Source organism: Pseudomonas brassicacearum subsp. neoaurantiaca (genome assembly GCF_013608025.1).
GTDB lineage: Bacteria > Pseudomonadota > Gammaproteobacteria > Pseudomonadales > Pseudomonadaceae > Aquipseudomonas.
In genome coordinates, this window is record NZ_VDLV01000013.1 from 255,901 (window position 1) to 279,924 (window position 24,024).

General features: G+C 62.3%; 15 protein-coding genes. 13 read left to right on the forward strand and 2 right to left on the reverse strand.

Translation table 11 applies throughout. The features are described 5' to 3' along the window. Positions 1 to 155 precede the first annotated feature (155 nt). The 6 genes from dgcB (at position 156) to FHK92_RS12105 (ending at position 12,006) form a co-directional block, all read left to right on the forward strand. Entirely contained in the window at positions 156 to 2,105 is a 1,950-nt protein-coding gene (gene dgcB / locus FHK92_RS12080; RefSeq protein ID WP_181288266.1) for a dimethylglycine demethylation protein DgcB, read from the forward strand. After that, positions 2,105 to 3,325, forward strand: coding sequence for an electron transfer flavoprotein subunit alpha (gene etfA / locus FHK92_RS12085; protein WP_181288267.1), 1,221 nt, complete (start codon positions 2,105 to 2,107; stop codon positions 3,323 to 3,325). The genes dgcB and etfA overlap by 1 nt, the downstream gene beginning before the upstream one ends. Positions 3,326 to 3,340: 15 nt before the next feature. After that, the gene (etfB, locus tag FHK92_RS12090) at positions 3,341 to 4,111 is read left to right on the forward strand and encodes an electron transfer flavoprotein subunit beta (RefSeq protein WP_181288268.1); all 771 of its coding nucleotides are present in this window, start codon (positions 3,341 to 3,343) and stop codon (positions 4,109 to 4,111) included. A 1,137-nt stretch (positions 4,112 to 5,248) separates the two neighbouring features. Continuing rightward, complete coding sequence (locus tag FHK92_RS12095) at positions 5,249 to 8,701, forward strand: GMC oxidoreductase (RefSeq protein ID WP_181288269.1); 3,453 nt, start codon at positions 5,249 to 5,251, stop codon at positions 8,699 to 8,701. Between the two features lie 164 nt (positions 8,702 to 8,865). Continuing rightward, a complete protein-coding gene (locus tag FHK92_RS12100) occupies positions 8,866 to 10,734 on the forward strand; it encodes a c-type cytochrome (RefSeq protein ID WP_181288270.1) in 1,869 nt (622 codons plus the stop codon). 27 nt (positions 10,735 to 10,761) lie between these two features. Beyond that, the gene (locus tag FHK92_RS12105) at positions 10,762 to 12,006 is read left to right on the forward strand and encodes a metallophosphoesterase (RefSeq protein WP_181288271.1); all 1,245 of its coding nucleotides are present in this window, start codon (positions 10,762 to 10,764) and stop codon (positions 12,004 to 12,006) included. A gap of 105 nt (positions 12,007 to 12,111) precedes the next feature. Here the strand turns inward: FHK92_RS12105 and gbcA are convergent, their stop codons facing one another. Beyond that, positions 12,112 to 13,404 carry a glycine-betaine demethylase subunit GbcA gene (gene gbcA, locus FHK92_RS12110; protein ID WP_181288272.1) on the reverse strand — a complete coding sequence of 431 codons (1,293 nt, stop codon included), beginning with the start codon at positions 13,402 to 13,404 and terminating at the stop codon, positions 12,112 to 12,114. A gap of 284 nt (positions 13,405 to 13,688) precedes the next feature. Between gbcA and gbcB the strand changes: the two genes are divergently transcribed. Next, positions 13,689 to 14,789 (forward strand): glycine-betaine demethylase subunit GbcB, encoded by a 1,101-nt coding sequence (gbcB, locus tag FHK92_RS12115; protein WP_030139297.1) that lies wholly within the window; start codon positions 13,689 to 13,691, stop codon positions 14,787 to 14,789. A gap of 254 nt (positions 14,790 to 15,043) precedes the next feature. On the opposite strand, the gene FHK92_RS12120 is transcribed toward gbcB, so the two are convergent. Then, on the reverse strand, positions 15,044 to 16,084 hold the full coding sequence (locus FHK92_RS12120) for a threonine aldolase family protein (RefSeq protein WP_030139296.1): 1,041 nt from the start codon (positions 16,082 to 16,084) through the stop codon (positions 15,044 to 15,046). Positions 16,085 to 16,279: 195 nt separating this feature from the next. Here FHK92_RS12120 and FHK92_RS12125 point away from each other — a divergent pair, with 195 nt between their 5' ends. The 6 genes from FHK92_RS12125 to FHK92_RS12150 all read left to right on the forward strand — a co-directional run bounded on the left by FHK92_RS12125 (position 16,280) and on the right by FHK92_RS12150 (position 23,946). After that, positions 16,280 to 16,984: a TraX family protein gene (locus FHK92_RS12125; protein WP_181288273.1), complete on the forward strand. Its 705-nt coding sequence runs from the start codon at positions 16,280 to 16,282 to the stop codon at positions 16,982 to 16,984. Between the two features lie 297 nt (positions 16,985 to 17,281). Beyond that, on the forward strand, positions 17,282 to 18,535 hold the full coding sequence (gene glyA, locus FHK92_RS12130; protein WP_181288274.1) for a serine hydroxymethyltransferase: 1,254 nt from the start codon (positions 17,282 to 17,284) through the stop codon (positions 18,533 to 18,535). Between the two features lie 22 nt (positions 18,536 to 18,557). Beyond that, entirely contained in the window at positions 18,558 to 19,808 is a 1,251-nt protein-coding gene (locus FHK92_RS12135; RefSeq protein WP_030139293.1) for a sarcosine oxidase subunit beta, read from the forward strand. Between the two features lie 14 nt (positions 19,809 to 19,822). Continuing rightward, on the forward strand, positions 19,823 to 20,152 hold the full coding sequence (locus FHK92_RS12140; protein ID WP_030139292.1) for a sarcosine oxidase subunit delta: 330 nt from the start codon (positions 19,823 to 19,825) through the stop codon (positions 20,150 to 20,152). Next, positions 20,149 to 23,166 carry a sarcosine oxidase subunit alpha gene (locus FHK92_RS12145; protein WP_181288275.1) on the forward strand — a complete coding sequence of 1,006 codons (3,018 nt, stop codon included), beginning with the start codon at positions 20,149 to 20,151 and terminating at the stop codon, positions 23,164 to 23,166. The genes FHK92_RS12140 and FHK92_RS12145 overlap by 4 nt, the downstream gene beginning before the upstream one ends. Positions 23,167 to 23,313: 147 nt before the next feature. Next, positions 23,314 to 23,946 carry a sarcosine oxidase subunit gamma gene (locus FHK92_RS12150; RefSeq protein ID WP_181288276.1) on the forward strand — a complete coding sequence of 211 codons (633 nt, stop codon included), beginning with the start codon at positions 23,314 to 23,316 and terminating at the stop codon, positions 23,944 to 23,946. Positions 23,947 to 24,024 lie beyond the last annotated feature (78 nt).

Genomic DNA, 24,024 nt, shown 5'->3' on the forward strand with positions numbered 1-24,024 from the left:
ACATGATCCTGTGGGAGCGAGCTTGCTCGCGATAGCGGTGGGTCAGTCAATTCAAATGGGACTGACAGAATGCAATCGCGAGCAAGCTCGCTCCCACAGGCACCGAGTAAGGCATCTCGACCTGCAAGACCCTGAGGTCTTTGGGAGCAACACCTATGTTGAACACCCTTCTTCCAATCCTGCTGTTCGCAGCCCTGGGCCTCGCGGTCCTCGGCGCCTTGCGGCGGGTGAACATGTGGCGCCGGGGACGGCCGGCCAAGGTCGACCTGATCGGCGGCCTCTTTGCCATGCCCAAGCGCTACATGGTGGATCTGCACCATGTGGTGGCGCGGGACAAATACATCGCCAACACCCACGTTGCCACGGCGGGCGGTGCGGTGGCATCGATTGTGTTGGCGATACTCGTCCACGGTTTTGGCCTGCACAATCGCATCCTCGGCTACGCCTTGCTGCTGATGTCGGCGGTGATGTTCGTCGGCGCGATCTTCATGTACTTGCGTCGGCGCAACCCGCCAGCGCGTTTGTCGAAAGGCCCGTGGATGCGCCTGCCGAAAAGCCTGTTGGCCTTCTCGGCGTCGTTCTTCCTGGTGACCCTGCCGGTGGCGGGCATCCTGCCGGAGAACTTCGGTGGCTGGCTGGTGGCGGCGATCCTGGGTGTCGGTGTGCTTTGGGGCGTGTCGGAATTGTTTTTCGGCATGACCTGGGGAGGGCCGATGAAGCACGCCTTCGCCGGTGCCCTGCACCTGGCCTGGCACCGCCGCGCCGAGCGCTTTGGTGGTGGCCGTTCCACTGGCTTGAAGCCGCTGGACCTGAACGACCCCACCGCGCCGCTGGGTGTGGAAAAACCCAAGGATTTCACCTGGAACCAATTGCTCGGTTTCGACGCTTGCGTGCAGTGCGGCAAGTGCGAAGCAGCCTGCCCGGCGTTCGCCGCCGGGCAACCGTTGAATCCGAAAAAACTCATCCAAGACATGGTCGTCGGCCTGGCCGGCGGCACCGATGCGAAATTCGCTGGCAGTCCGTATCCAGGCAAACCTGTGGGCGAGCACAGCGGCAATCCGCATCAGCCGATCGTCAACGGCCTGGTGGACGCCGAGACCCTGTGGTCCTGCACCACCTGCCGAGCGTGCGTCGAGGAATGCCCGATGATGATCGAGCACGTCGATGCCATCGTCGACATGCGCCGCCACCTGACCCTGGAAAAAGGCGCGACGCCGAACAAGGGCGCCGAGGTGCTGGAAAACCTCATCGCCACCGACAACCCTGGCGGCTTCGCCCCGGGCGGGCGGATGAACTGGGCGGCGGACTTGAACCTGAACCTGCTCAGCGAGAAAAAATCCACCGACGTGCTGTTCTGGGTCGGCGACGGCGCCTTCGACATGCGTAACCAGCGCACCCTGCGGGCGTTCGTCAAAGTCCTGAAGGCGGCGAAAATCGACTTCGCCGTGCTCGGCCTCGAAGAGCGCGACAGCGGCGACGTGGCCCGGCGCCTGGGTGACGAAGCGACGTTCCAGCTGTTGGCCAAGCGCAACATCCAGACCCTGGCCAAATACAGCTTCAACCGCATCGTCACCTGCGACCCCCACAGCTTCCACGTACTGAAAAACGAATACGGCGCCTTCGATGGCAACTACCTGGTGCAGCACCACAGCACCTACCTGGCGGAAATCATCGACGCCGGCGCCCTGAACCTCGGGCAGCACAAGGGCAACAGCGTGACCTATCACGACCCATGCTACCTGGGCCGCTATAACGGCGAATATGAGGCGCCGCGCCACGTGCTGCGTGCGTTGGGCATCGAGGTCAAGGAAATGCAGCGTTCCGGTTTCCGTTCGCGTTGCTGCGGCGGTGGCGGCGGCGCGCCGATCACCGACATCCCAGGCAAGCAGCGCATCCCGGACATGCGCATGGACGACATCCGCGAAACCGGCGCCGAGCTGGTGGCGGTGGGTTGTCCACAATGCACCGCGATGCTCGAAGGCGTGGTCGAACCACGGCCGATGATCAAGGACATTGCCGAACTGGTGGCCGACGCGCTGCTTGAAGACGCGGCCCCGAACAAGCCTGTGGCCCCGGCCAAACGTGAACCCGCGGAGGTGCATTAATGAGCGACATCATCCGCCGCGACCCTCGCGCCGAGTGGATCGCCCGCAACCGCCTGCACCCGCTGCACGCGGCCATGCAACCGGTACAGCACAGCTGGATGGGGCCCAACGGCGTCATTCGCAAGAATGTCCATGGTGTCGGTTTCATCGGCCCCAACGGCATCAAGCGCATCGACCGCAGCGGCGCCCAGCAGGGCGGCGCAACCAAGCGTACCGCGGCGACTGAGGTGCAACTGCCACTGCATCAAGTCGTGCAACCGGCGTTCTACATCAGCGTTGTGCCGGATATGGTCGGTGGCCGTCTCAGCAGCCACGACCGCGATCTGCTGGGCCTGGCCCATCAACTGGCCGGCAGCGAAGGCGCGGTATTGGCCGTGGTCTTCGGCGAGCACAAGGAAAGCGCTTTCGCCACCGCAGGCGTGGACCGCCTGCTGGTGCTCGATGGCGAAGAATTCAGCGGTTATGCACCGGAGCAACGGGTGCAAGGCTTGCGAGCTGTGGATAACCAATTCAACCCACTTCACTGGCTGCTGCCTGACAGCCGCAGTGGCGGCGGTGAATTGGGGCGACGCTTCGCCGCGGCCTTGGGCGAGCGCCCGGCCACACGGGTCTGGCAGGTCAAGGGCGAGGAGTGCATCGGCCGCGCCGGTGCGGGCTTGCAGGATTTGGCCCGGCCGTTGGCGCGCTTGATCTTGGCCGCCGCCGAATGCGCCGAGCCGGTCAGCGAAACCCGTCACGAAGCCTTGCCGGTGGAGTTATCCACAAGCGTGGCCCGCAGCTTGTCGCGCATCGAGGACCTCGGCGCGGTGGCGGTGGACCCGGGCGCGATTCCGATGGCCGAGGCCGAGTTCATTTTCTCCGGCGGCAACGGGGTCAAGGACTGGGCGTTGTTCCACCAGACCGCCGCGGCTCTGGGCGCCACCGAAGGCGCCTCGCGGGTGGCGGTGGACGACGGCTTCATGGCCCGCGATCGTCAGGTCGGTGCGTCCGGCACCTGGGTCACCGCACGGGTCTATGTGGCCGTGGGGATTTCCGGGGCGATCCAACACCTGCAAGGCATCGGTGCCTGCGACAAGGTGGTGGCGATCAACCTCGATCCGGGCTGCGACATGATCAAGCGCGCGGACCTGTCGGTGATCGGCGACAGCGCGGCGATTCTCCAGGCCCTGATCGCGGCGGTAGAGGCTTACCGCAACGAAGCCAGGCGCGATGCGGCTTAAGCTAAGGAAACGTTCATGACTACCCAAGTGATCAGCCTCGTCTCCATCGGCGCCCACCCGACCTCTGGTCGACCCCGGCGCGCCGAGCAAGATGCCCGCGCCGTGGAACTGGGCCTGCAACTGGCTGGCAATGACCTGCAAGTGCTGCATGCCGGCGATGTGGCCGAGCCGGCCCTGCGCGCCTACCTGGGCATGGGGCTGGATGAACTGCATGTGTTGGAGAACCCGAATGGGGCCGATGCGTTGCCTGCCCTGACCGACTATCTGCGTGACGCTGGCGCCCAAGTGGTGTTGACCGGTAGCCAGGCGGAAACCGGCGAAGGTTCGGGCATGTTGCCGTTCCTGTTGGCCGAGAGCCTGGGGTGGCCATTGGTGGTGGGGCTGGCCCAGGTCGAATCCATCGAGAACGGCACGGCCCTGGTGCTGCAAGCCTTGCCCCGCGGCCAACGACGCCGTCTCAAAGTGCGCCTGCCGTTTCTCGCCACTGTGGATAACGCCGCGCCCAAACCTCGGCAAAGCGCCTACGGGCCGGCCCGGCGGGGAGCGCTGCATGCTGAAGAAGTCGAAATCATCGACGATGCCTTGCTGGCGGTGGCGACCCTGCAGCCGGCCAAGCCAAGGCCCAAGCGCCTGAAAGTGATCAAGGCCAAGAGCGGCGCCGACCGCATGAAAGCCGCCACGGCCAAGGCCAGCGGCGGAGGCGGGCAGGTGCTCAAGGGCGTGAGTCCGGAAGCCGGGGCCGAGGCGATTCTGAAATTGCTGGTGGAAGAAGGGGTGGTTCGCTAAACCCAGACTCAACTTGGATCCCTGTGGGAGCGAGCTTGCTCGCGATAGCAATTTATCAGTCACTGCAGAGTGACTGCTCTGGCCCTATCGCGAGCAAGCTCGCTCCCACAGGGGATTGATGGAGCACCTGGAGCTGGTGCCAAGCTCACATATAGATTTGGTTACCCACAATCCCTGTGCGCGCCTCTGTGGATAACCTGTTCGCCCCTCGCTACACCCCATGCCACTCAGGCTCTCCAGCCCATCGATTAAAAAATAGCCAACCTAACCTTCGGTTTTTATTGGCTTTTCTCTGTGAATAAACCCCGGCCCGAGAGAAACTTGCCCCCAATCTCTGTTGGCGCTTCTGTGGATAAGATGTTCGCTCTCCGCTACAAGCCAAGCGCTTCGGCGCTTACAGGGAATTGATCAAATAATAGCCAAACTCCCGTTGTCTTCATAAAAGACACCGGAAAACGCCGATTTATAGCGCGTCCGACGGGTTTTCCACAGAACCGTCAAATTTACCCCCAAACACTGTTGGCGCTTCTGTGGATAAGGTGTTCGCTCTGCTCTGTAACCCTTTATATTCAGGCTTCTCAGCGGCTTGATCAAAAAACAGTCAAACCGCCAGAAAACCGTTGCCGACGCATAAGTCACGGATTTTATTCACATCGACGCTTAAAAAAATCCTGACGCTAGCAGGGTTGTCCCCATTTGCTGTGGGTGTCCATGTGGATAACTTGTTCGCGAAACCCTGTAAGCCACGGCGGGCTTAGCGCCAATCGCGATAGATCAAATTTCATACAGTTCTAAGGAACTGCCTTGACGTACGGATGTCGCCTGTCTTCACTCAGGGCACAAGGACACCGCGACTTTATCCATGTCTGGTTCAGGGAGAACGCATGATGGATAGCAAGCCCCCCACCCCGTTACCCGATTCAGCCCCGACGTGTATCCCGACGCCTGCCACCGCGCTGCCCCGACGTGTTCATCGTCGCGCAGCCAACCAGCGTGCGCGCCTATAACGCCTGAGCTTTTCCCCACGACACCGTTGATTGCCGCTCCAACCCATACGGGATAGCGGCCAGGCGCTTGTGCGCCTGTGGATTTACAGGCAACCGCAGAGTTGCCCCTTCTGCCTGAGAGGAATTGAACATGACACGGATCTCGACCCCCATCAGTGAAATCAAGGAACACTACGACGTTATCGTCATTGGTTCCGGCTACGGCGGCGGCATCGCCGCGTCGCGCCTGTCCCGGGCCGGGCGCAAGGTCTGTCTGCTGGAGCGGGGCCGGGAGATCCAGCCCGGCGAATACCCCAACACACTGCTCGCCGCCACTGAGGAGTTGCAGGTACACGACCCCGACGGTCACATCGGTTCGCGCACCGGGTTGTTCGACCTGCACGTCAACGCCCAGCAGAACGTGGTGGTCGGGTGTGGCCTGGGTGGCACGTCGCTGATCAATGCCAACGTCGCGTTGGAAGCCGAGCCTGGGGTCTTCGAAGACCCGCGTTGGCCACTGGCAATGCGCGAGCACAGTGACACGCTGCTCAAGGACGGCTACGCCCGGGCCCGGGAGATGCTCAAGCCCAATCCCTATCCGGCGTCTGCGCCGAACCTGCCCAAGCTCGACGCCCACAAGAAGTCGGCGGATTACCTCAAGCAGGGCGCGCATTTCTACAAGCCGCCGATCAACGTGACCTTCGACAAGCTGCCCAACAACCTCAACCACGTCGGCGTCGAACAACTGCCGTGCAACGGCTGTGGCGACTGCGTCTCGGGCTGTAACAACAAGGCGAAGAACACCACGCTGATGAACTACCTGCCGGACGCCTGGAACCACGGCGCGGAGATTTTCTGCCAGGCCGAGGTGCGGCACCTGGAGCGCGACGGCGATGGTTGGATCGTGCATTTCCAGTACCTGGACAGCGGTCGCGAGATGTTTTCGGCGCCGACGCTTTTTGTCCGCGCGGACATCGTGGTGGTGTCCGCCGGCACCTTGGGCTCCACCGAAATCATGCTGCGCTCGCGGGACAAGGGCTTGTCGATGTCCGCCCAGTTGGGCGAGAACATGAGCGGCAACGGTGACATCCTCGGCTTCGGCCACAACTGCGACCAGGTCATCAACGGCATCGGCTTTGGCGCCCATTCGGCCAAGGAACTCGAGCCGGTGGGGCCGTGCATCACGTCGGTGATCGACATGCGCACCGAGGGCGACTGGCGCAGCCGGATGGTGATCGAGGAAGGCTCTATCCCTGGCGCCCTTGGCCGGGCCATGGTGCCGAGCATGGCGACGTTCGCTGAAATGATCGGCGTGCCGACCGACACTGGCTTCGGTGCCAGCCTCAAGTACAAGGGCCGCGAGGCCGAGAGCTTTCTGCGCGGGCCGTATTACGGCGCGCTGCACAACATGCAGACCTACTTGATCATGAGCCATGACAACGGCAAGGGCCGCATGGTCCTCGACAACAAGGATCAGCTACGCATCGACTGGCCGGGTGTCGGCGAGCAGGAAAACGTCACCCTCGGCAACGAACGGCTGCACCAGAGCACCAAGGCCCTGGGCGGGATCTGGGTCGAGAACCCGATCTGGACCAAACTGCTCAAGCACAGCATCGTCTCGGTCCATCCGCTGGGCGGCTGTGTGATGGGCGAAGACGCGGTCCAGGGCGTGGTCAACCACAAGGGCCAGGTGTTCAGCGGTGCCAGCGGCACCGACGTCTACCCGGGCCTGTACGTGACGGACGGCTCGGTGATCCCGACGTCCCTGGCGGTCAACCCGTTGCTGACCATTTCGGCGGTCAGTGAGCGCAACATGGGGTTGCTGGCGGCCGATCGCGGCTGGCTGATCGATTACACGCTGCCGTCGGCCCCGCGCAAACCGGTAGCGGCGCCGACCCTCGGGGTGCAGTTCACCGAAACCATGAAGGGTTACTTCTCTACCGCATTCACCGAGCCCCAAGGCACCGACCTCAACCTTTACGAAGCGGCGGCCAAGCGCGGCCAGGCCGATAACTCGCCGATCGAATTCACCCTGACCATCACTGCCGCCGACCTTGATCGCTTGATCAAGGAACCGGAGCACGCCGCGACCCTGGTGGGCACCCTCGATGCGCCTCTGCTGTCGGCCAAGCCGCTGGTTGCCAGCAACGGCGTGTTCAACCTGTTCGAGCAATACCAGGAGCAGGTCGGCGTGCGCCATATGAACTACGACATGAAGCTGACCGCCGAAGACGGCAGCGACTACTTTTTCAGCGCCTTCAAGACCGTGCCCGAGGACAACGGCGTGCTGAACATCTGGCACGACACCAGCACGCTCTACGTCACGCTCTATCGCGGACCGGACAAGACCGGCGCAGTGCTCGGCTCCGGCGTAATGCACATCCTGCCGGCTGACTTCGCCAAGCAGATGACCACCATGAAAGTGCTCAATGCCCGTAATGAGCGTGAGCGAGTGGAGGCGCTGGCGCGGTTCGGCAAGTTCTTCGCCGGCATTTTGTGGGAGAGCTACGGCGGTGTCTTCGCCGGGGACGTCTACTTCAACCCGGACGCGCCGCCCCGCCTGAAACGGCCATTGGATGCGCCGGCGCCGGTGGTGCATTTCTTCCAGACCGAGGACAACGTCGAGTTGCGCCTGACCCGCTACCAGGCCGGCAGCAAAGGCCCGGTGATGTTGGTCCATGGCCTGGGCGTGGGGTCGAATATCTTTTCCACCGACACCATCCACACCAACCTGCTGGAGTATCTGTGCAAGCACGAATACGACGTCTGGTTGTTGGACCTGCGCGTCAGCATCCTGCTACCGGCCAGCAAAAATGAATGGAACGGCGACCAGGTCGCCCAGTACGACTTCAAGGCCGCCATCGAACAGATCCAACAGGCGACCCTGGCCCGTGACGTGCAATGCGTGGTGCATTGCTACGGTGCGACGACCTTCTTCATGTCGATGCTCGCGGGGTTGCAGGGCGTGCGCTCGGTGGTCTGCTCGCAGATCGCCGCCGACACGGTGGTCGCCACCGCCACCGGTCTGAAGGCCGGGTTGCACCTGCCCGGCATGCTCGATGCCATCGGCATCAAATCCATGACGGCCTACGCCGATACCAAGGAAAGCTGGTTCAACAAACTCTACGACAAGGCCCTCAACGGCTATGCCCGGATCGAGGCCCAGGGCTATTGCACCAACCCGGTCTGCCATCGCATCACGTTCATGTATGCGTCGCTGTACCGCCACGACACCCTCAACGAAACCCTGCACGACAACCTGCATGAGCTGTTCGGCGAGTCGAATATCCAGACCTTCGAGCACTTGGCGCTGATCGTGCGCAAGGGGCATCTGGTGGACTTCAAGGGCAACGACGTCTACATGCCGCATTTCGATCGGTTGAAGTTGCCGATCTGCTTCATCAGCGGCGCCGACAACCAGTGCTACCTGCCGCAGAGCACCCTCAAGACCTACGAGCGGTTGTGCGACATGCATGGCCCGCAGTTGTTCAGTCGCCATGAAATACCGGGCTATGGCCACATCGACTGCATGTTCGGCAAGGATGCGGTGGTGGATGTGTATCCGATCATTCTTGAGCACCTGGAGAAGACCGCGCTCGGTTGACTCAAGACCGAGTCGACCGCATCGCGAGCAAGCTCGCTCCCACAGGGGGCCTATGTGCCGCTGAATTCGTGCACGCCGCGAAACCAGTGTGGGAGCGAGCTTGCTCGCGATGGCGATCGCCAGAGCGATGTATCTCGTGAGTCAGGAATAAGGAAAAGGATGCCATGAACACTTACATCCGCTGGTTCCAACGCGTCATCTGGATCGGAATCGTCATGAACATGGTCTTCGCGATCCCGGCGCTGTTTGCGCCGGCGTTGCTGACGTCCATGATTGGCCTGCCCCCCGTATTGTCCGATCCCTGGCTGGAAAACGCCGGCATGTTGCTGGTGGGGATCAGCCTGTTCTACATGCCTTCGGGCTTCAACGCGCCGCGTTTCGTGGTGCATTCGTGGTTGTGCGTGCTGTCGCGGCTGGTGGCGGTGGTGTTCTGGATCTACCTGATCAACACCAACAACCAGGGCTCGCTGTTCGTGCCGATGTTGATGGGCGACCTGACCATGTTCTTGGTCCTGGGCGTGCTGTTGTACCTCGGCAGCCCAGTGGCCAACCGTCCGCTGGCGTTGCTCTGCGCCGGTTGGCGCGAGTGGCGCGCCGGCTGGGCGCTGCGCTGGCAGAGTCACGGGTTCAAGGTCGGCACGTTGGTGGTGGTCTTGCTGTTGGGTTTCATCGGCTACCAGACCTGGTACCAGATGATCCGGGAAGTGCCGCAACCGGACTTCGCTTCCGACGAAGACCACTACAAATACGCCGCCATCGGTCTGGGAATCGAGGCGCGGATTCCCTACTACCTGTTCGCCGTGCTGCCGCAGATGTGCCCGGAAAAACTGCCCAAGCCGGGCGGCTACGAGGTGTTCGGTTTCCTCTATGAAAACGGCAAGGACCTGCCCATCGGCATGGCCAAGCGGCAGCTCGGCTATCCCACCGTGGAGCCGAACTGCGCGCTGTGCCACACCGGTTCCTATCGGGCCAATGCCACTGACGTAGCGGTACCGGTCGCCGCCGCGCCGGCCAATACCCTGCAACTGCAAGCCTTCCAATGGTTCGCCTACGAGTGTGCCAGCGACCCGAAATTCACCCCCGATGCGGTCATGACGGCGATCAACAACAAGTTCCAGCTGGGCTTTTTCGAAAAGCTCTACAACCGCTACCTGATCATTCCGATGGCCAAGAGCGCGTTGCTCAAGCAGAAGCAGGCCTACGCCTGGCAGAAGCTGCGTCCGGCCCAGGGGCCAGGACGGACCGACACCTTCAACCCGACCAAAATGGTGGTCTTTGGCTTCCCGGATGACTCCACGATCGGCACCGTGGACCTGCCCCAGGTGTGGAACCAGAAACCTCGTGAATCCATGTACCTGCACTGGGACGGCAATAACAACAAGATCCACGAACGCAACTACGCGGCGGCCATGGCCGTGGGCGCGACGCCGGAATCGGTGCTGCCGCCGAGTTTCAATCGCGTCACGAACTGGCTGCTGGGCCACAAGGCGCCGGCCTGGCCGTTCGCTCTGGACCAGGCGAAAGTCGCCCAGGGCAAACCGATCTGGGAACAGAACTGCGCCGCTTGCCATGATTTCGGCCGCAGCGACACTGGCCAGGTCACCACCAACATCGACCAGTTGGGCACCGACCCCCATCGCCTCAACTCCTTCACCACCGGCCTGGTCACGGCGTTCCACGGCTTCAAGAAACCGCCGTTCGACTTTGGCGCCTACCGCAAGACCCAGAGCTACAGCAACACCCCTACCGACGGCATCTGGCTGCGGGCGCCATACCTACACAACGGTTCGGTGCCAACCCTGTGGGATCTGCTGCAAGCGCCGGAACAACGTCCGCAAGTGTTCTACACCGGCTCCGATATCTACGATCCGCAGAAGGTCGGTTTCGTCACCAGTGGCGCGCAGATGAAGGCGTCGGCGGATTTCAAATACGACACCCGCCTGGAAGGCAACCACAACGGCGGTCACCTGTATGGCACGCAGCTGTCGGACGTCGACAAGCGGGCCCTGATCGAATTCATGAAGACCCTGTAGCCCGGGGCATTACGAAGGAGCGTTCACATGTCATTACTGCACCATTGGGAACATGAGTTCGACAAGGTCAAGGTCCGCCTGCACGGGTTGGTCACGCGGCTGGAGATGTCCTGGAAGAAACTCGTCAACGACCTGGAGCCCGAGGAGTTCCAGGCCATCGTCAAATTGCTGGAGCGAGGCCACGACCAGGCCCGGCATGTCATCGATCACGGCGATCTGCCGGACGACGAACCGGCGGTGCCGTGGGAGTTGGCTCACGGCCTGTCGATCCTGAAGATCGGCAACGCCACGCCGCTGCCGCAAAGCGAAGACGAGTTGCCCACCCGGGTTCTCAAGGACGGCACCTTGCTCGGTTGTCGCAAATGGGAGTTGCTGGACCTGCTGTGGAGCGAGGCGCTGCTCAAGTGGATCGAAAACCTGCGTCACCACGCGCCGTTCGCCACAAACCCGGCGCTGGTGAAAATGGACAACGACGTGGTGCTGGCCATCGCCGGCGATTGGGGCACCGGGCCGTTCGACAGCCACGCGCCCGCCGTGGCCGTCGCCAACCAGATGCAACTGGCCCAGGCCGATTTCACCATCCACCTGGGCGACGTGTATTACGCCGGCACCCATTCCCAGGAAGACGTTGACATGGTCGGCTGGCCCCAGGGCAAGCACGGCTCGTTCACGCTCAATTCCAACCATGAGATGTACAGCGGCGCACACGGTTATTTCAAGGAACTGGCCAAGCGTTTTCCGGTGCAACAGGGCACCAGCTACTTTGCGTTGTACAACGACGATTGGTTGGTGGTTGGGCTCGACAGCGCCTACGCCTCGGATGCTATGAACCTGTACATGGACGGCACCCTCAACACCCAGCAGATCGAATGGATGAAGAGTCTGCCCAAGCGCAAGAAGCTCATGGTTCTCAGCCATCACCAGGGCTTCGATATCTCCGGGCACAACAAGACTGCGCTCTACCAACCGGTCTGTGACGCCTTGGGGCGCGAGCCGGATTATTGGTATTGGGGGCATTTGCACAATGGCATCTGCTATGCGCCGCAAGGCGGGTTGCACGCGCGCTGCGCCGGGCACGGAGCGATTCCCTACGGCACCACCAGCGAATTGAACGGACATGCGCGGGTGTTGTGGTCGGAAACTGAGCTGGCGGGGGACGAGGCGTATCCGGAGCGGGTGTTGAATGGGTATGTGAAGGTACAACTGAAGGGAGAGGAGATTGTCGAGACGTTTTATGGGGAGGATGGCAGTGTGCGGTGGTCTTCCCGGTAGTCGGTGAATGTCAGGCCGCTATCGCGAGCAAGCTCGCTCCCACATGGGGTCTTCGGTGCGCTGAAGATCCCCTGTGGGAGCGAGCTTGCTCGCGATGCTTCTGACTTAGCCCTGGACCGGCACGCCCTTGAGGTACGGCGCCGGCTCGGCCCCGAGGTTGTTGAGCAGGCGCTCGCTGTACCAATCCACGAAGTTCACCACGCCGAACTCATAGGTCTTGGAGTACGGGCCTGGCTGGTAGGCGGTGGAGTTGATGCCGCGCTGGTTTTCCTCGGCCAGGCGACGGTCCTGGTCGTTGGTGGCGTCCCAGACTTCGCGCATGCGTGCCACGTCGTAGTCCACGCCTTCGACCGCATCCTTGTGCACCAGCCACTTGGTGGTGACCATGGTTTCCTGGGCGCTGATCGGCCACACGGTGAACACGATGATGTGGTCGCCCATGCAGTGGTTCCACGAGTGCGGCAGGTGCAGGATGCGCATCGAGCCCAGGTCCGGGTTCTTGATGCGACCCATCAGCTTGGCGCAGCCTTGCTTGCCGTCCATGGTCATCGACACGGTGCCCTTGAGCAGCGGCATGCGCACGATGCGGTTGCGCAGGCCGAAGCTGGCGTGGGCGTACGGGATCTTCTCGGCATCCCAGGCGGCGGCGGAAGCGGCCACGTGGTCCTTGAACGCCTGGTCGGCGCGTGGGTCGGTAACGTCGTCCCATTCCAACAGGGTCTTGAGCAATTCAGGGTGCGAGGCGTTGCAGTGGTAGCACTCGCGGTTGTTCTCCAGCACGAGTTTCCAGTTGGCCTTTTCCATCAAGGTGGTTTGCACCGCCACCTTGGTGTTCTCCATGTCGTACGGTTCCATGTAGTGGTTCAGGGTCGACAGGAAATCATCGATGGCCGGCGGGTTTTCGGCCAGGCTGATGAAGATGTAGCCGCCAGCAGTCTTCACGTTCACCGGCTTGAGGCCGTACTGCTTCATGTCGAAGTCGGCGCCCATCTCGGTGCCGGCGAACAGCAGGCGACCGTCCAGTTCGTAGGTCCACTGGTGGTAGTGGCAGACCAGTTTGGCGACCTTGCCCTTTTCGCTGGTGCACAGCCGCGAACCGCGGTGGCGGCAGACGTTATGGAAGGCGTGCACCACACCGTCGGCGCCGCGAATCACGATGATCGGGTTCTTGCCGATTTGCAGGGTCAGGTAGTTGCCCTTGGCCGGGATTTCGCAAGTCATGCCGGCGATCAACCATTCTTTCTGGAAGATTTCCTGCATGTCGATATCAAACAGGCGCTCATCACTGTAGAACGGTTGCGGCAGCGAAAAGGTACGCTCGCGCTCTTGCAGCATTTGCGCGGTGGCCTTGCGTGCGGGTTCCAGCGGATCGCCCAGGCTCAGGGTAGTGGTGTCCATCGTTTTATCCTCGTGGCCCTCTAAGCGGGGCCGGTGAAAATGGCTAATCGGTTGTGCTACGCAAGGCAGAAAACTTTGTTTATCTGTTGGGGCGAGTGTGGGGCCGCGCAGGGGCACAACCTTATCCATGGGCGACATGGCCCAATCTGTTCCCGACGCGCAAGCCCCGGTCGTTGGGGGCTGGTCGCGATAAGTATGTGAATGTCGCAGATAGGTAAATGGTCACTCAGGTGCCTGCGCACAATCGCCATCATGAAGGCCGACAGTCGGCCGTGGAGATCAGCATGTCCAATAATTTCCTGAACCCGGTCACCACCCAGACCTGGGCCAATGGCCGACATATCGTGCGTTGCGTCAAAGTCATCCAGGAAACCTGGGATGTGCGCACCTTTTGCTTCATGGCCGACCAGCCGATCATGTTCTTTTTCAAGCCCGGGCAGTTCGTCACCCTGGAGCTGGAAATCGAAGGCCAGCCGATCATGCGTTCCTACACCATCTCCAGCTCGCCGTCGGTGCCCTACAGCTTCTCCGTAACGATCAAGCGCGTGCCGGGGGGCAAGGTCTCCAACTGGTTGCACGATACCCTGCATGAAGGCCAGGAACTGGCGGTGCACGGGCCGGTGGGGTTGTTCAACGCCATCGATTTCCCGAGCCCGAAAGTCTTGTACCTCAGTGGCGGCGTGGGCATCACGCCGTGCATGTCCATGGCGCGCTGGTTCTACGACACCAACGCCAACGTCGACATGACCTTCATCCACAGCGCCCGCTCGCCCAAGGACATCATCTACCACCGCGAGCTGGAGCACATGGCGTCGCGGATCGACAACTTCAGCTTGCACCTGATCTGCGAAAAGCATGGCCTGGGCGAGCCGTGGGCCGGGTATCGCGGTTACCTGAACCACAAGATGCTGGAATTGATGGTGCCCGACTTCCTCGAGCGCGAAGTGTTCTGCTGCGGCCCGACGCCTTACATGACGGCGGTCAAGCGCCTGCTGGAAGCGGCCGGCTACGACATGAAGCGTTACCACGAGGAATCCTTCGGCGCGACGCCACCGGAAGCCCGCGCCGATGCGGTGGAGCAGGCCGAGCAGGCTGCCGACGCGCCAGAAGTCGATGCCGCGGACCTGCACCTGGTGGAATTCACCTCTTCTGGCAAGAGCATTCGCGTGGGGCCGGGAGAAACCGTCCACGCCGCTGCCGCCAAGCTTGGCATGATGATCCCCAAGGCCTGCGGTATGGGCATCTGCGGCACCTGCAAGGTGCTGAAGCTGGGCGGGGAAGTGGAGATGGAGCACAACGGCGGGATCACCGAGGACGACGAGGCCGAGGGTTATATCCTGTCGTGCTGTAGCGTGCCGAAGGGGGATGTGCGGATCGATTTCTGATTCGCTCGCTCGGGTAGATGTAAATCCCTCTGTGCCTGGAGGGATTTACTTGTGCCTAGAGGTATTTCCTTGTGCCTAGAGGGATTTCCTGTGGCGAGGGGATTTATCTCCGTCGGGCTGCGAAGCAGCCCTAAAACCTGCAATCGCGGTGCTTCAGGCAGACCGAGTTGACTGCTTTGGGGCTGCTTTGCAGCCCAGCGGGGATAAATCCCCTCGCCACGGGTGTCCCGGCCCGGTCTTGAGTGTGTTTCTACTTAGCCCGCCATCACTTCCCGAATATCCGCCGCCAGCTCCCGCACCCGCGCTTCCTCGGTATCCCACGAGCACATGAAGCGTGCGCCGCCCTTGCCGATGAAGGTGTAGAAACGCCAGCCCTTGGCCGTCAGTGCGGCGATGGCCGGTTCCGAGAGTTGCAGAAACACGCCGTTGGCCTGGACCGGAAACATCAGTTCCACGCCGTCGATGTCGCTGACCAGTTCAGCCAGCAATTGCGCGCAGCGGTTGGCGTGGCGGGCGTGCTTGAGCCACGCGTCGTCTTGCAGCAAGCCGACCCACGGCGCGGAGAGGAAGCGCATTTTCGAAGCCAGTTGCCCGGCCTGTTTGCAGCGGTAGTCGAAGTCTTCGGCCAGGTCGTGGTTGAAGAACAGGATCGCCTCGCCCACCGCCATGCCGTTTTTCGTCCCGCCGAAGCACAGCACGTCCACGCCGGCTTTCCAGGTCAGGTCGGCCGGGGTGCAGCCAAGGAAGGCGCAGGCGTTGGAGAAGCGCGCGCCGTCCATGTGCAGGTTCAGCCCCAGTTCCTTGCAGGTGGCGCTGATGGCGCGGATTTCATCCGGCGTATAGACACTGCCGACTTCCGTGGCCTGGGTCAGGGTCACGACGCGTGGCTTGGGGTAGTGGATGTCCTGGCGCTTGAGCGCGACCTCGCGGATCGATTCGGGGGTCAGCTTGCCATTCTCGGTGCGTGCCACCAGCAGCTTGGAACCGTTGGAGAAGAATTCCGGTGCGCCGCATTCGTCGGTTTCGACGTGGGCGGTTTCCGAGCAGATCACGCTGTGATAACTCTGGCACAACGACGACAGGGCCAAGGAGTTGGCAGCGGTGCCATTGAACGCAAAGAACACTTCGCAGTCGGTTTCGAATAGCTCCCGGAAGCCATCTGCCGCGCGGTGGGTCCAATCGTCGTCGCCGTAGGCACGCTGGTGGCCCTGGTTGGCTTCTTCCATGGCGGCCCAGGCTTCGGGGCAAATACCGGAATAGTTGTCGCTGGCGAATTGTTGGCTCTTGTCGGTCATGGCCTTGCTCCTTGAATAGAGAGTCCTGGGTAAGAGATCCCTGGCGGAATGCCCCGGATGAGGGGTTCCATGGTTCGGCGTGCTTGGGTCCACGACGCCGTGATCGATACTGGTGCGCACTTTACCCAAGATTGGCGGGGGAACACACCGGATGTTTCTGTCAGAAAAAAACCGAGTCATTGAGTCGATAGGATCATGAGTCGACGTGATGGCGCTCTGGACTTGCTCAAATGGTTGGCACTGTTGTCGATGATTCTCGATCATCTGCGATATATCGGTTTTTCCGTCGATTGGCTATACGTGCCGGGGCGGCTGGCGTTTCCGTGGTTCTGCCTGGCGATGGCGGCGAACCTGACGCGCGGCGGGACCGATGCTGGCTCGTGGCGCTACCTGGGTTGGTTGTTGCTGTTCAGTGCCGTCAGCGAAATTCCCTACCGCCTGTTCATTCCCGACCCCTCCACCCTGAACGTCATGCCGACGCTGGTGCTCGGGTTGTTTGTGGCGCGCGGTTGGCAGGCGCCCACCCTCGAGGCCCGATGCCTGGCCGCGGTGGCACTACTGTTGGCGGCGCTGTTTTCGTCGAATTTGATGTTCGGTTTCTTCGGCGTGCTGCTGCCGCTGGTGATGTTGCTGCTGTTCAAGCGTTCCTTGTATCTGGCCTTGTTGCCGGGATTGGTCTGTGTCGCGGCCAACCAGTGGCGGGTGTTGTATGGCGCGGCTTGGCTGGGGGACGCGGTGGCGATTTGGGGACTGGTGGCTTGCCTGATCGCGCCAGGGTTGGGGCTGGTGCTGTCGCGACAGGCGAGGCGTTTTCAGCCGCCGGCGATGCGGCGCTGGGCGTATGGCCTTTATCCGGCGCATTTCCTGGCCTTGCTCGTGGTTCGCCAGATCGCCGCATAGCCTTTGTGGCGAGGGGATTTATCCCCGCTGGGCTGCGAAGCAGCCCCAAGATAGCTAATTCAACCAATCTGACCCACCCAGGTGTCTGGTTTTAGGGCCGCTTCGCGCCCCAGCGGGGATAAATCCCCTCGCCACAATGACCGTGTCTGTTCCCATGTCGTAAACGCACCTTTGCGTGGCGTCCATAGGCATTTGACCTGCCTGCGCCGGCCATACCATCGCATCCAAAGGGCACGACCGAAACGGTCCGTGCCTCACCGAGACGAAAGGCGCACCGCCGCCGCTGGGAGAGACGCGATGTTCAGCAAGCAAGACCAAATCCAAGGCTACGATGATGCACTGCTGGCGGCGATGAATGCCGAGGAGCAACGCCAGGAAGATCACATCGAACTGATCGCGTCGGAGAACTACACCAGCAAGCGTGTGATGCAGGCCCAGGGCAGCGGCTTGACCAACAAATACGCCGAAGGCTACCCGGGCAAGCGCTACTACGGTGGCTGCGAGCACGTCGACAAAGTCGAAGCCCTGGCCATCGAGCGCGCCAAGCAATTGTTCGGCGCCGATTACGCCAACGTCCAGCCGCACTCCGGTTCGTCGGCCAACAGCGCCGTCTACCTGGCCTTGCTGCAAGCCGGCGACACCATCCTGGGCATGAGCCTGGCCCACGGCGGTCACCTGACCCACGGTGCCAAAGTGTCGTCCTCGGGCAAGCTTTATAACGCGGTGCAATACGGTATCGACACCACCACCGGCCTGATCGACTACGACGAAGTCGAGCGCCTGGCAGTCGAGTGCAAGCCGAAGATGATCGTTGCCGGTTTCTCCGCCTACTCCAAGACCCTGGATTTCCCACGTTTCCGCCAGATCGCCGACAAGGTCGGTGCGCTGTTGTTCGTCGACATGGCCCACGTCGCTGGCCTGGTTGCCGCCGGCCTGTACCCGAACCCGCTGCCGTACGCCGACGTGGTGACCACCACCACCCACAAGACCCTGCGCGGTCCACGGGGCGGCCTGATCCTGGCCAAGTCCAACGAAGAGATCGAGAAGAAGCTCAACGCCGCGGTATTCCCCGGCGCCCAGGGCGGCCCGCTGATGCACGTGATTGCCGGCAAGGCCGTGTGCTTCAAGGAAGCGCTGGAGCCTGGCTTCAAGGCCTATCAACAGCAAGTGATTGAAAACGCCCAGGCCATGGCTGGCGTGTTCATCAAGCGCGGCTACGATGTAGTGTCCGGCGGCACCGACAACCATCTGTTCCTGGTCAGCCTGATTCGCCAAGGCCTGACCGGCAAGGACGCCGACGCCGCCCTGGGCCGTGCCCACATCACCGTCAACAAGAACGCCGTGCCGAACGACCCGCAATCGCCGTTCGTGACCTCGGGCCTGCGCATCGGCACCCCGGCAGTGACCACGCGTGGTTTCAAGGTTACTCAGTGCGTCACGCTGGCCGGCTGGATCTGCGACATCCTCGACAACCTCGGCGACGCCGATGTCGAGGCCAATGTCGCGCAGCAAGTGGCGGCCCTGTGCGCGGACTTCCCGGTTTATCGCTGAGTCGGTTTTGGAGTAAATGACTATGCAACGCTATTCAGGCTTCGGCCTCTTCAAACACTCACTCAGCCATCATGAAAACTGGCAGCGGATGTGGCGCACGCCGACCCCGAAAAAGGTCTACGACGTGGTCATCGTTGGCGGTGGCGGGCATGGCCTGGCGACCGCCTATTACCTGGCCAAGGAACACGGCATCACCAACGTGGCCGTGGTCGAGAAGGGCTGGTTGGGCGGCGGCAACACCGCGCGCAACACCACCATCGTGCGCTCCAACTACCTGTGGGACGAATCGGCCCACCTGTACGAACACGCGATGAAACTCTGGGAAGGCCTGTCCCAGGACCTGAACTACAACGTGATGTTTTCCCAGCGTGGCGTCTACAACCTGTGCCACACCCTGCAGGACATCCGTGATTCCGAGCGTCGCGTCAGCGCCAACCGCCTCAACGGCGTGGACGGCGAGTTGCTCAACGCCAAGCAAGTGGCCGACGAGATCCCGTACCTGGATTGCTCGAAAAACACCCGCTACCCGGTGATGGGCGCCACCGTCCAGCGTCGCGGCGGCGTGGCTCGTCACGATGCCGTGGCCTGGGGCTTTGCCCGGGCGGCTGACGCCTTGGGCGTGGACTTGATCCAGCAGACCGAAGTGATCGGTTTCCGCAAGGAAAACGGCGTGTGCATCGGCGTGGAAACCAACAAGGGCTTCATCGGCGCCAAGCGCGTCGGCGTGGTCACTGCCGGTAACTCCGGGCACATGGCCAAGCTCGCGGGCTTCCGCCTGCCGGTCGAATCCCACCCGCTGCAAGCGCTGGTGTCCGAGCCGATCAAGCCAATCATCGACAGCGTGATCATGTCCAACGCCGTGCACGGCTACATCAGCCAGTCCGACAAGGGCGACCTGGTGATCGGCGCCGGTATCGACGGCTACAACGGCTACGGCCAGCGTGGTTCGTACCCGGTGATCGAGCACACCATCCAGGCTATCGTCGAGATGTTCCCGGTGTTGTCCCGCGTGCGCATGAACCGCCAGTGGGGCGGCATCGTCGACACCACGCCGGACGCCTGCCCGATCATCTCCAAGACCCCGGTGCCGAACATGTTCTTCAACTGCGGTTGGGGCACCGGTGGCTTCAAGGCGACACCTGGCTCGGGCAACGTGTTTGCCGCGAGCCTGGCCAAGGGTGAAATGCACCCATTGGCCGCACCTTTCTCCATCGACCGTTTCCACAACGGTGCGTTGATCGATGAACACGGCGCTGCTGCGGTTGCCCACTAACAGGAGAAATCCCCATGTTGCATATCTTCTGTCCTCACTGCGGCGAACTGCGCTCCGAAGAGGAATTCCATGCATCCGGCCAGGCGCATATCCCGCGCCCACTGGATCCGAACGCCTGCACCGACGAGCAGTGGGGCGACTACATGTTCTTCCGTGACAACCCACGCGGCTTGCACCATGAGCTGTGGGATCACGTCGCCGGTTGCCGCCAGTACTTCAACGCGACCCGTGACACCGTGACCTACGAGATTCTCGAAACCTACAAGATCGGCGAAAAGCCGCAGTTCACCGACAAGGCTGACAGTCCGAAAGCGGCTGCACAGGCTCTGGGAGAGAAGGTATGAGCCAGATCAATCGCCTGTCCAACGGCGGACGGATCGACCGCAACAAAGTGCTGACATTCACCTTCAACGGCCAGACCTACAAAGGCTTCGAAGGTGACTCCCTGGCCGCCGCGCTGCTGGCCAACGGTGTCGACATCATCGGCCGCAGCTTCAAGTATTCCCGTCCGCGCGGCATCTTCGCCGCCGGCGCCGAAGAGCCGAACGCGGTGCTGCAGATCGGTGCCACCGAAGCCACGCAGATTCCCAACGTGCGCGCCACGCAACAGGCGCTGTATCAAGGTTTGGTCGCCACCAGCACCAACGGCTGGCCGAACGTGAACAACGACATGATGGGGATTCTCGGCAAGGTCGGCGGCAAGCTGATGCCGCCGGGTTTCTACTACAAAACCTTCATGTACCCGCAATCGTTCTGGATGACCTACGAGAAGTACATCCGCAAGGCCGCGGGCCTGGGTCGCTCGCCGACCGAGAACGATCCGGACACCTACGACTACATGAACCGTCACTGCGACGTGCTGATCGTTGGCGCTGGCCCGTCTGGCCTGGCTGCCGCGTTGGCGGCTGGCCGCAGCGGTGCCCGCGTGATCCTGGCCGACGAGCAGGAAGAGTTCGGCGGCAGCCTGCTCGACTCCCGCGAAAGCCTGGACGGCAAGCCGGCGACCGAGTGGGTCGCGGCCGCAGTGGCTGAGCTGCGCTCGATGCCGGAAGTGGTGCTGTTGCCTCGCGCCACCGTGAACGGTTATCACGACCATAACTTCCTGACCATCCATGAGCGGCTCACTGATCACCTGGGTGACCGCGCACCGATCGGCCAGGTTCGCCAGCGCATCAACCGGGTTCGCGCCAAGCGCGTGGTCCTGGCGACCGGCGCCTGCGAGCGCCCATTGGTCTACGGCAACAACGACGTGCCGGGCAACATGCTGGCTGGCGCAGTTTCTACCTACATCCGCCGCTACGGCGTGGCGCCGGGCAAGAAACTGGTCCTGAGCACCAACAACGACCACGCCTATCGCGTGGCCCTGGACTGGTTCGACGCCGGCCTGCAAGTGGTCGCCGTGGCCGACGCCCGCAGCAACCCACGTGGCGCGCTGGTGGAAGAAGCCCGCGCCAAGGGCATCCGCATCCTCACCGGCAGTGCCGTGATCGAGGCCCGTGGCAGCAAGCGCGTCACCGGGGCACGTGTGGCCGCGATCGACGTCCGTGCCCACAAAGTCACCAGCCCCGGCGAATGGCTGGACTGCGACCTGGTGGCCAGCTCCGGCGGCTACAGCCCGGTGGTCCACCTGGCTTCACACCTGGGCGGCAAGCCGATCTGGCGTGAAGACATCCTCGGTTTCGTACCGGGCGAAGCCCCGCAAAAACGTGTCTGCGTCGGCGGTATCAACGGCGTCTATGGCCTCGGCGATAGTTTGGCCGACGGATTCGAAGGCGGCGTGCGCGCGGCCAGCGAAGCCGGCTTCAAGGCCGTCGAGGGCGTGTTGCCTAAAGCGCTGAGCCGTCACGAAGAACCGACCCTGGCGCTGTTCCAGGTGCCTCACGAAAAAGCCACCGCACGGGCGCCGAAGCAATTCGTCGACCTGCAGAACGACGTCACTGCCGCCGCCATCGAGCTCGCCACCCGCGAAGGCTTCGAGTCGGTGGAACACGTCAAGCGCTACACCGCGCTGGGCTTCGGTACCGACCAGGGCAAGCTGGGCAACGTCAACGGCCTGGCCATCGCGGCCCGCTCGCTGAACGTGAGCATCCCGCAGATGGGCACCACCATGTTCCGTCCGAACTACACGCCGGTGACCTTCGGCGCGGTGGCGGGCCGGCACTGCGGGCACATCTTCGAGCCGGTGCGTTTCACCGCGCTGCATGCCTGGCATGTAAAGAACGGTGCCGAGTTCGAAGACGTCGGCCAGTGGAAGCGCCCTTGGTACTTCCCGAAGAACGGCGAAGACCTGCATGCCGCAGTCAAGCGCGAATGCAAGGCCGTGCGTGACAGCGTCGGCCTGCTGGACGCTTCGACCCTGGGCAAGATCGACATCCAGGGCCCGGACGCTCGTGAGTTCCTCAACCGCGTCTACACCAACGCCTGGACCAAGCTCGACGTGGGCAAGGCCCGCTACGGCCTGATGTGCAAGGAAGACGGCATGGTCTTCGACGACGGCGTAACGGCCTGTCTGGCGGACAACCACTTCCTGATGACCACTACCACTGGCGGCGCGGCGCGTGTACTGCAGTGGCTGGAAATCTATCACCAGACCGAATGGCCAGACCTGAAGGTGTACTTCACCTCGGTCACCGACCATTGGGCAACGATGACCTTGTCGGGCCCCAACAGCCGCAAGCTGCTCGGCGACGTCACCGACATCGACCTGGACAAGGACGCGTTCCCGTTCATGACCTGGAAGGAAGGCTTGGTGGGCGGCGTGCCGGCCCGAGTGTTCCGGATCTCGTTCACCGGTGAACTCTCGTACGAAATCAACGTGCAGGCCGACTACGCCATGGGCGTGCTCGAGCAGATCGTCGAGGCTGGCAAGAAGTACAACCTGACCCCGTACGGCACCGAGACCATGCACGTATTGCGGGCCGAGAAGGGCTTCATCATCGTCGGCCAGGATACCGACAGCTCGATGACCCCGGACGACCTGAACATGGGCTGGTGCGTCGGCCGGACCAAGCCGTTCTCGTGGATCGGCTGGCGCGGCATGAACCGTGAAGATTGCGTGCGTGAAGACCGCAAGCAACTGGTGGGCCTCAAGCCGATCGACCCGAATGTCTGGCTGCCGGAAGGCGCGCAACTGGTATTCAACCCCAAGCAGGCGATCCCGATGTCGATGGTTGGCCACGTCACTTCCAGCTATGCGCATAACTCCCTGGGTTATTCGTTTGCGATGGGCGTGGTCAAGGGCGGCTTGAAGCGCCTGGGCGAGCGAGTGTTCGCGCCATTGGCCGACGGCAGCGTGATCGAGGCAGAGATCGTTTCTTCGGTGTTCTTCGATCCGAAGGGGGATCGGCAGAATATCTAGTGGCTTGAGGTCCTGTGGGACGCAATCGCGAGCAAGCTCGCTCCCACAGTTGATCGCGTAACCCTTGTGGGAGCGAGCTTGCTCGCGATGACGGCCTGACAGCCACCACAAGGGTTTGACCCAACAGCATTCAGACAGGTGCTCCATATGACCGCAGTCAACGTGTACCAACAACGCCCAACCACCGGGGCCAAGGCCGAGTCGTCGCTGCACCATGCCGACCTCGCCAGCCTGGTGGGCAAGGGCCGCAAGAACGCCGGCGTGACCGTGCGCGAGAAAAAACTCCTCGGTCACCTGACCATTCGTGGCGATGGCCACGACCCGGCGTTCGCCGCCGGCGTGCACAAGGCCCTGGGCCTGGAATTGCCGGGCGCGCTGACCGTCGTGATCAAGGGTGAAACCAGCCTGCAATGGCTTGGCCCGGATGAATGGCTGCTGGTGGTGCCCACCGGCGAAGAATTCGCCGCCGAGCAGAAGCTGCGCGAAGCCCTGGGCGACCTGCACATCCAGATCGTCAACGTCAGCGGCGGCCAGCAGATCCTCGAATTGTCCGGCCCGAACGTGCGCGATGTGCTGATGAAATCCACCAGCTACGATGTACACCCAAGCAACTTCCCGGTGGGCAAGGCGGTGGGCACGGTGTTTGCCAAGTCGCAACTGGTGATCCGCCATACGGCTGAAGACACCTGGGAACTGGTGATCCGCCGCAGCTTCTCCGATTACTGGTGGCTGTGGTTGCAGGATGCGGCGGCTGAGTATGGGTTGAGCGTGCAGGCGTAAGGACTAAAGCCGACACGGCTTTTGTGGCGAGGGAGCTTGCTCCCGCTGGGGCGCGTAGCGGCCCTCGCTTTTTTGGCG

Coding starts and splice junctions, on each gene's coding strand:
- dgcB (WP_181288266.1), top strand. CDS start 156: ATGTTGAACACCCTTCTTCCAATCCTGCTGTTCGCAGCCCTGGGCCTC.
- etfA (WP_181288267.1), top strand. CDS start 2,105: ATGAGCGACATCATCCGCCGCGACCCTCGCGCCGAGTGGATCGCCCGC.
- etfB (WP_181288268.1), top strand. CDS start 3,341: ATGACTACCCAAGTGATCAGCCTCGTCTCCATCGGCGCCCACCCGACC.
- FHK92_RS12095 (WP_181288269.1), top strand. CDS start 5,249: ATGACACGGATCTCGACCCCCATCAGTGAAATCAAGGAACACTACGAC.
- FHK92_RS12100 (WP_181288270.1), top strand. CDS start 8,866: ATGAACACTTACATCCGCTGGTTCCAACGCGTCATCTGGATCGGAATC.
- FHK92_RS12105 (WP_181288271.1), top strand. CDS start 10,762: ATGTCATTACTGCACCATTGGGAACATGAGTTCGACAAGGTCAAGGTC.
- gbcA (WP_181288272.1), bottom strand. CDS start 13,404: ATGGACACCACTACCCTGAGCCTGGGCGATCCGCTGGAACCCGCACGC.
- gbcB (WP_030139297.1), top strand. CDS start 13,689: ATGTCCAATAATTTCCTGAACCCGGTCACCACCCAGACCTGGGCCAAT.
- FHK92_RS12120 (WP_030139296.1), bottom strand. CDS start 16,084: ATGACCGACAAGAGCCAACAATTCGCCAGCGACAACTATTCCGGTATT.
- FHK92_RS12125 (WP_181288273.1), top strand. CDS start 16,280: ATGAGTCGACGTGATGGCGCTCTGGACTTGCTCAAATGGTTGGCACTG.
- glyA (WP_181288274.1), top strand. CDS start 17,282: ATGTTCAGCAAGCAAGACCAAATCCAAGGCTACGATGATGCACTGCTG.
- FHK92_RS12135 (WP_030139293.1), top strand. CDS start 18,558: ATGCAACGCTATTCAGGCTTCGGCCTCTTCAAACACTCACTCAGCCAT.
- FHK92_RS12140 (WP_030139292.1), top strand. CDS start 19,823: ATGTTGCATATCTTCTGTCCTCACTGCGGCGAACTGCGCTCCGAAGAG.
- FHK92_RS12145 (WP_181288275.1), top strand. CDS start 20,149: ATGAGCCAGATCAATCGCCTGTCCAACGGCGGACGGATCGACCGCAAC.
- FHK92_RS12150 (WP_181288276.1), top strand. CDS start 23,314: ATGACCGCAGTCAACGTGTACCAACAACGCCCAACCACCGGGGCCAAG.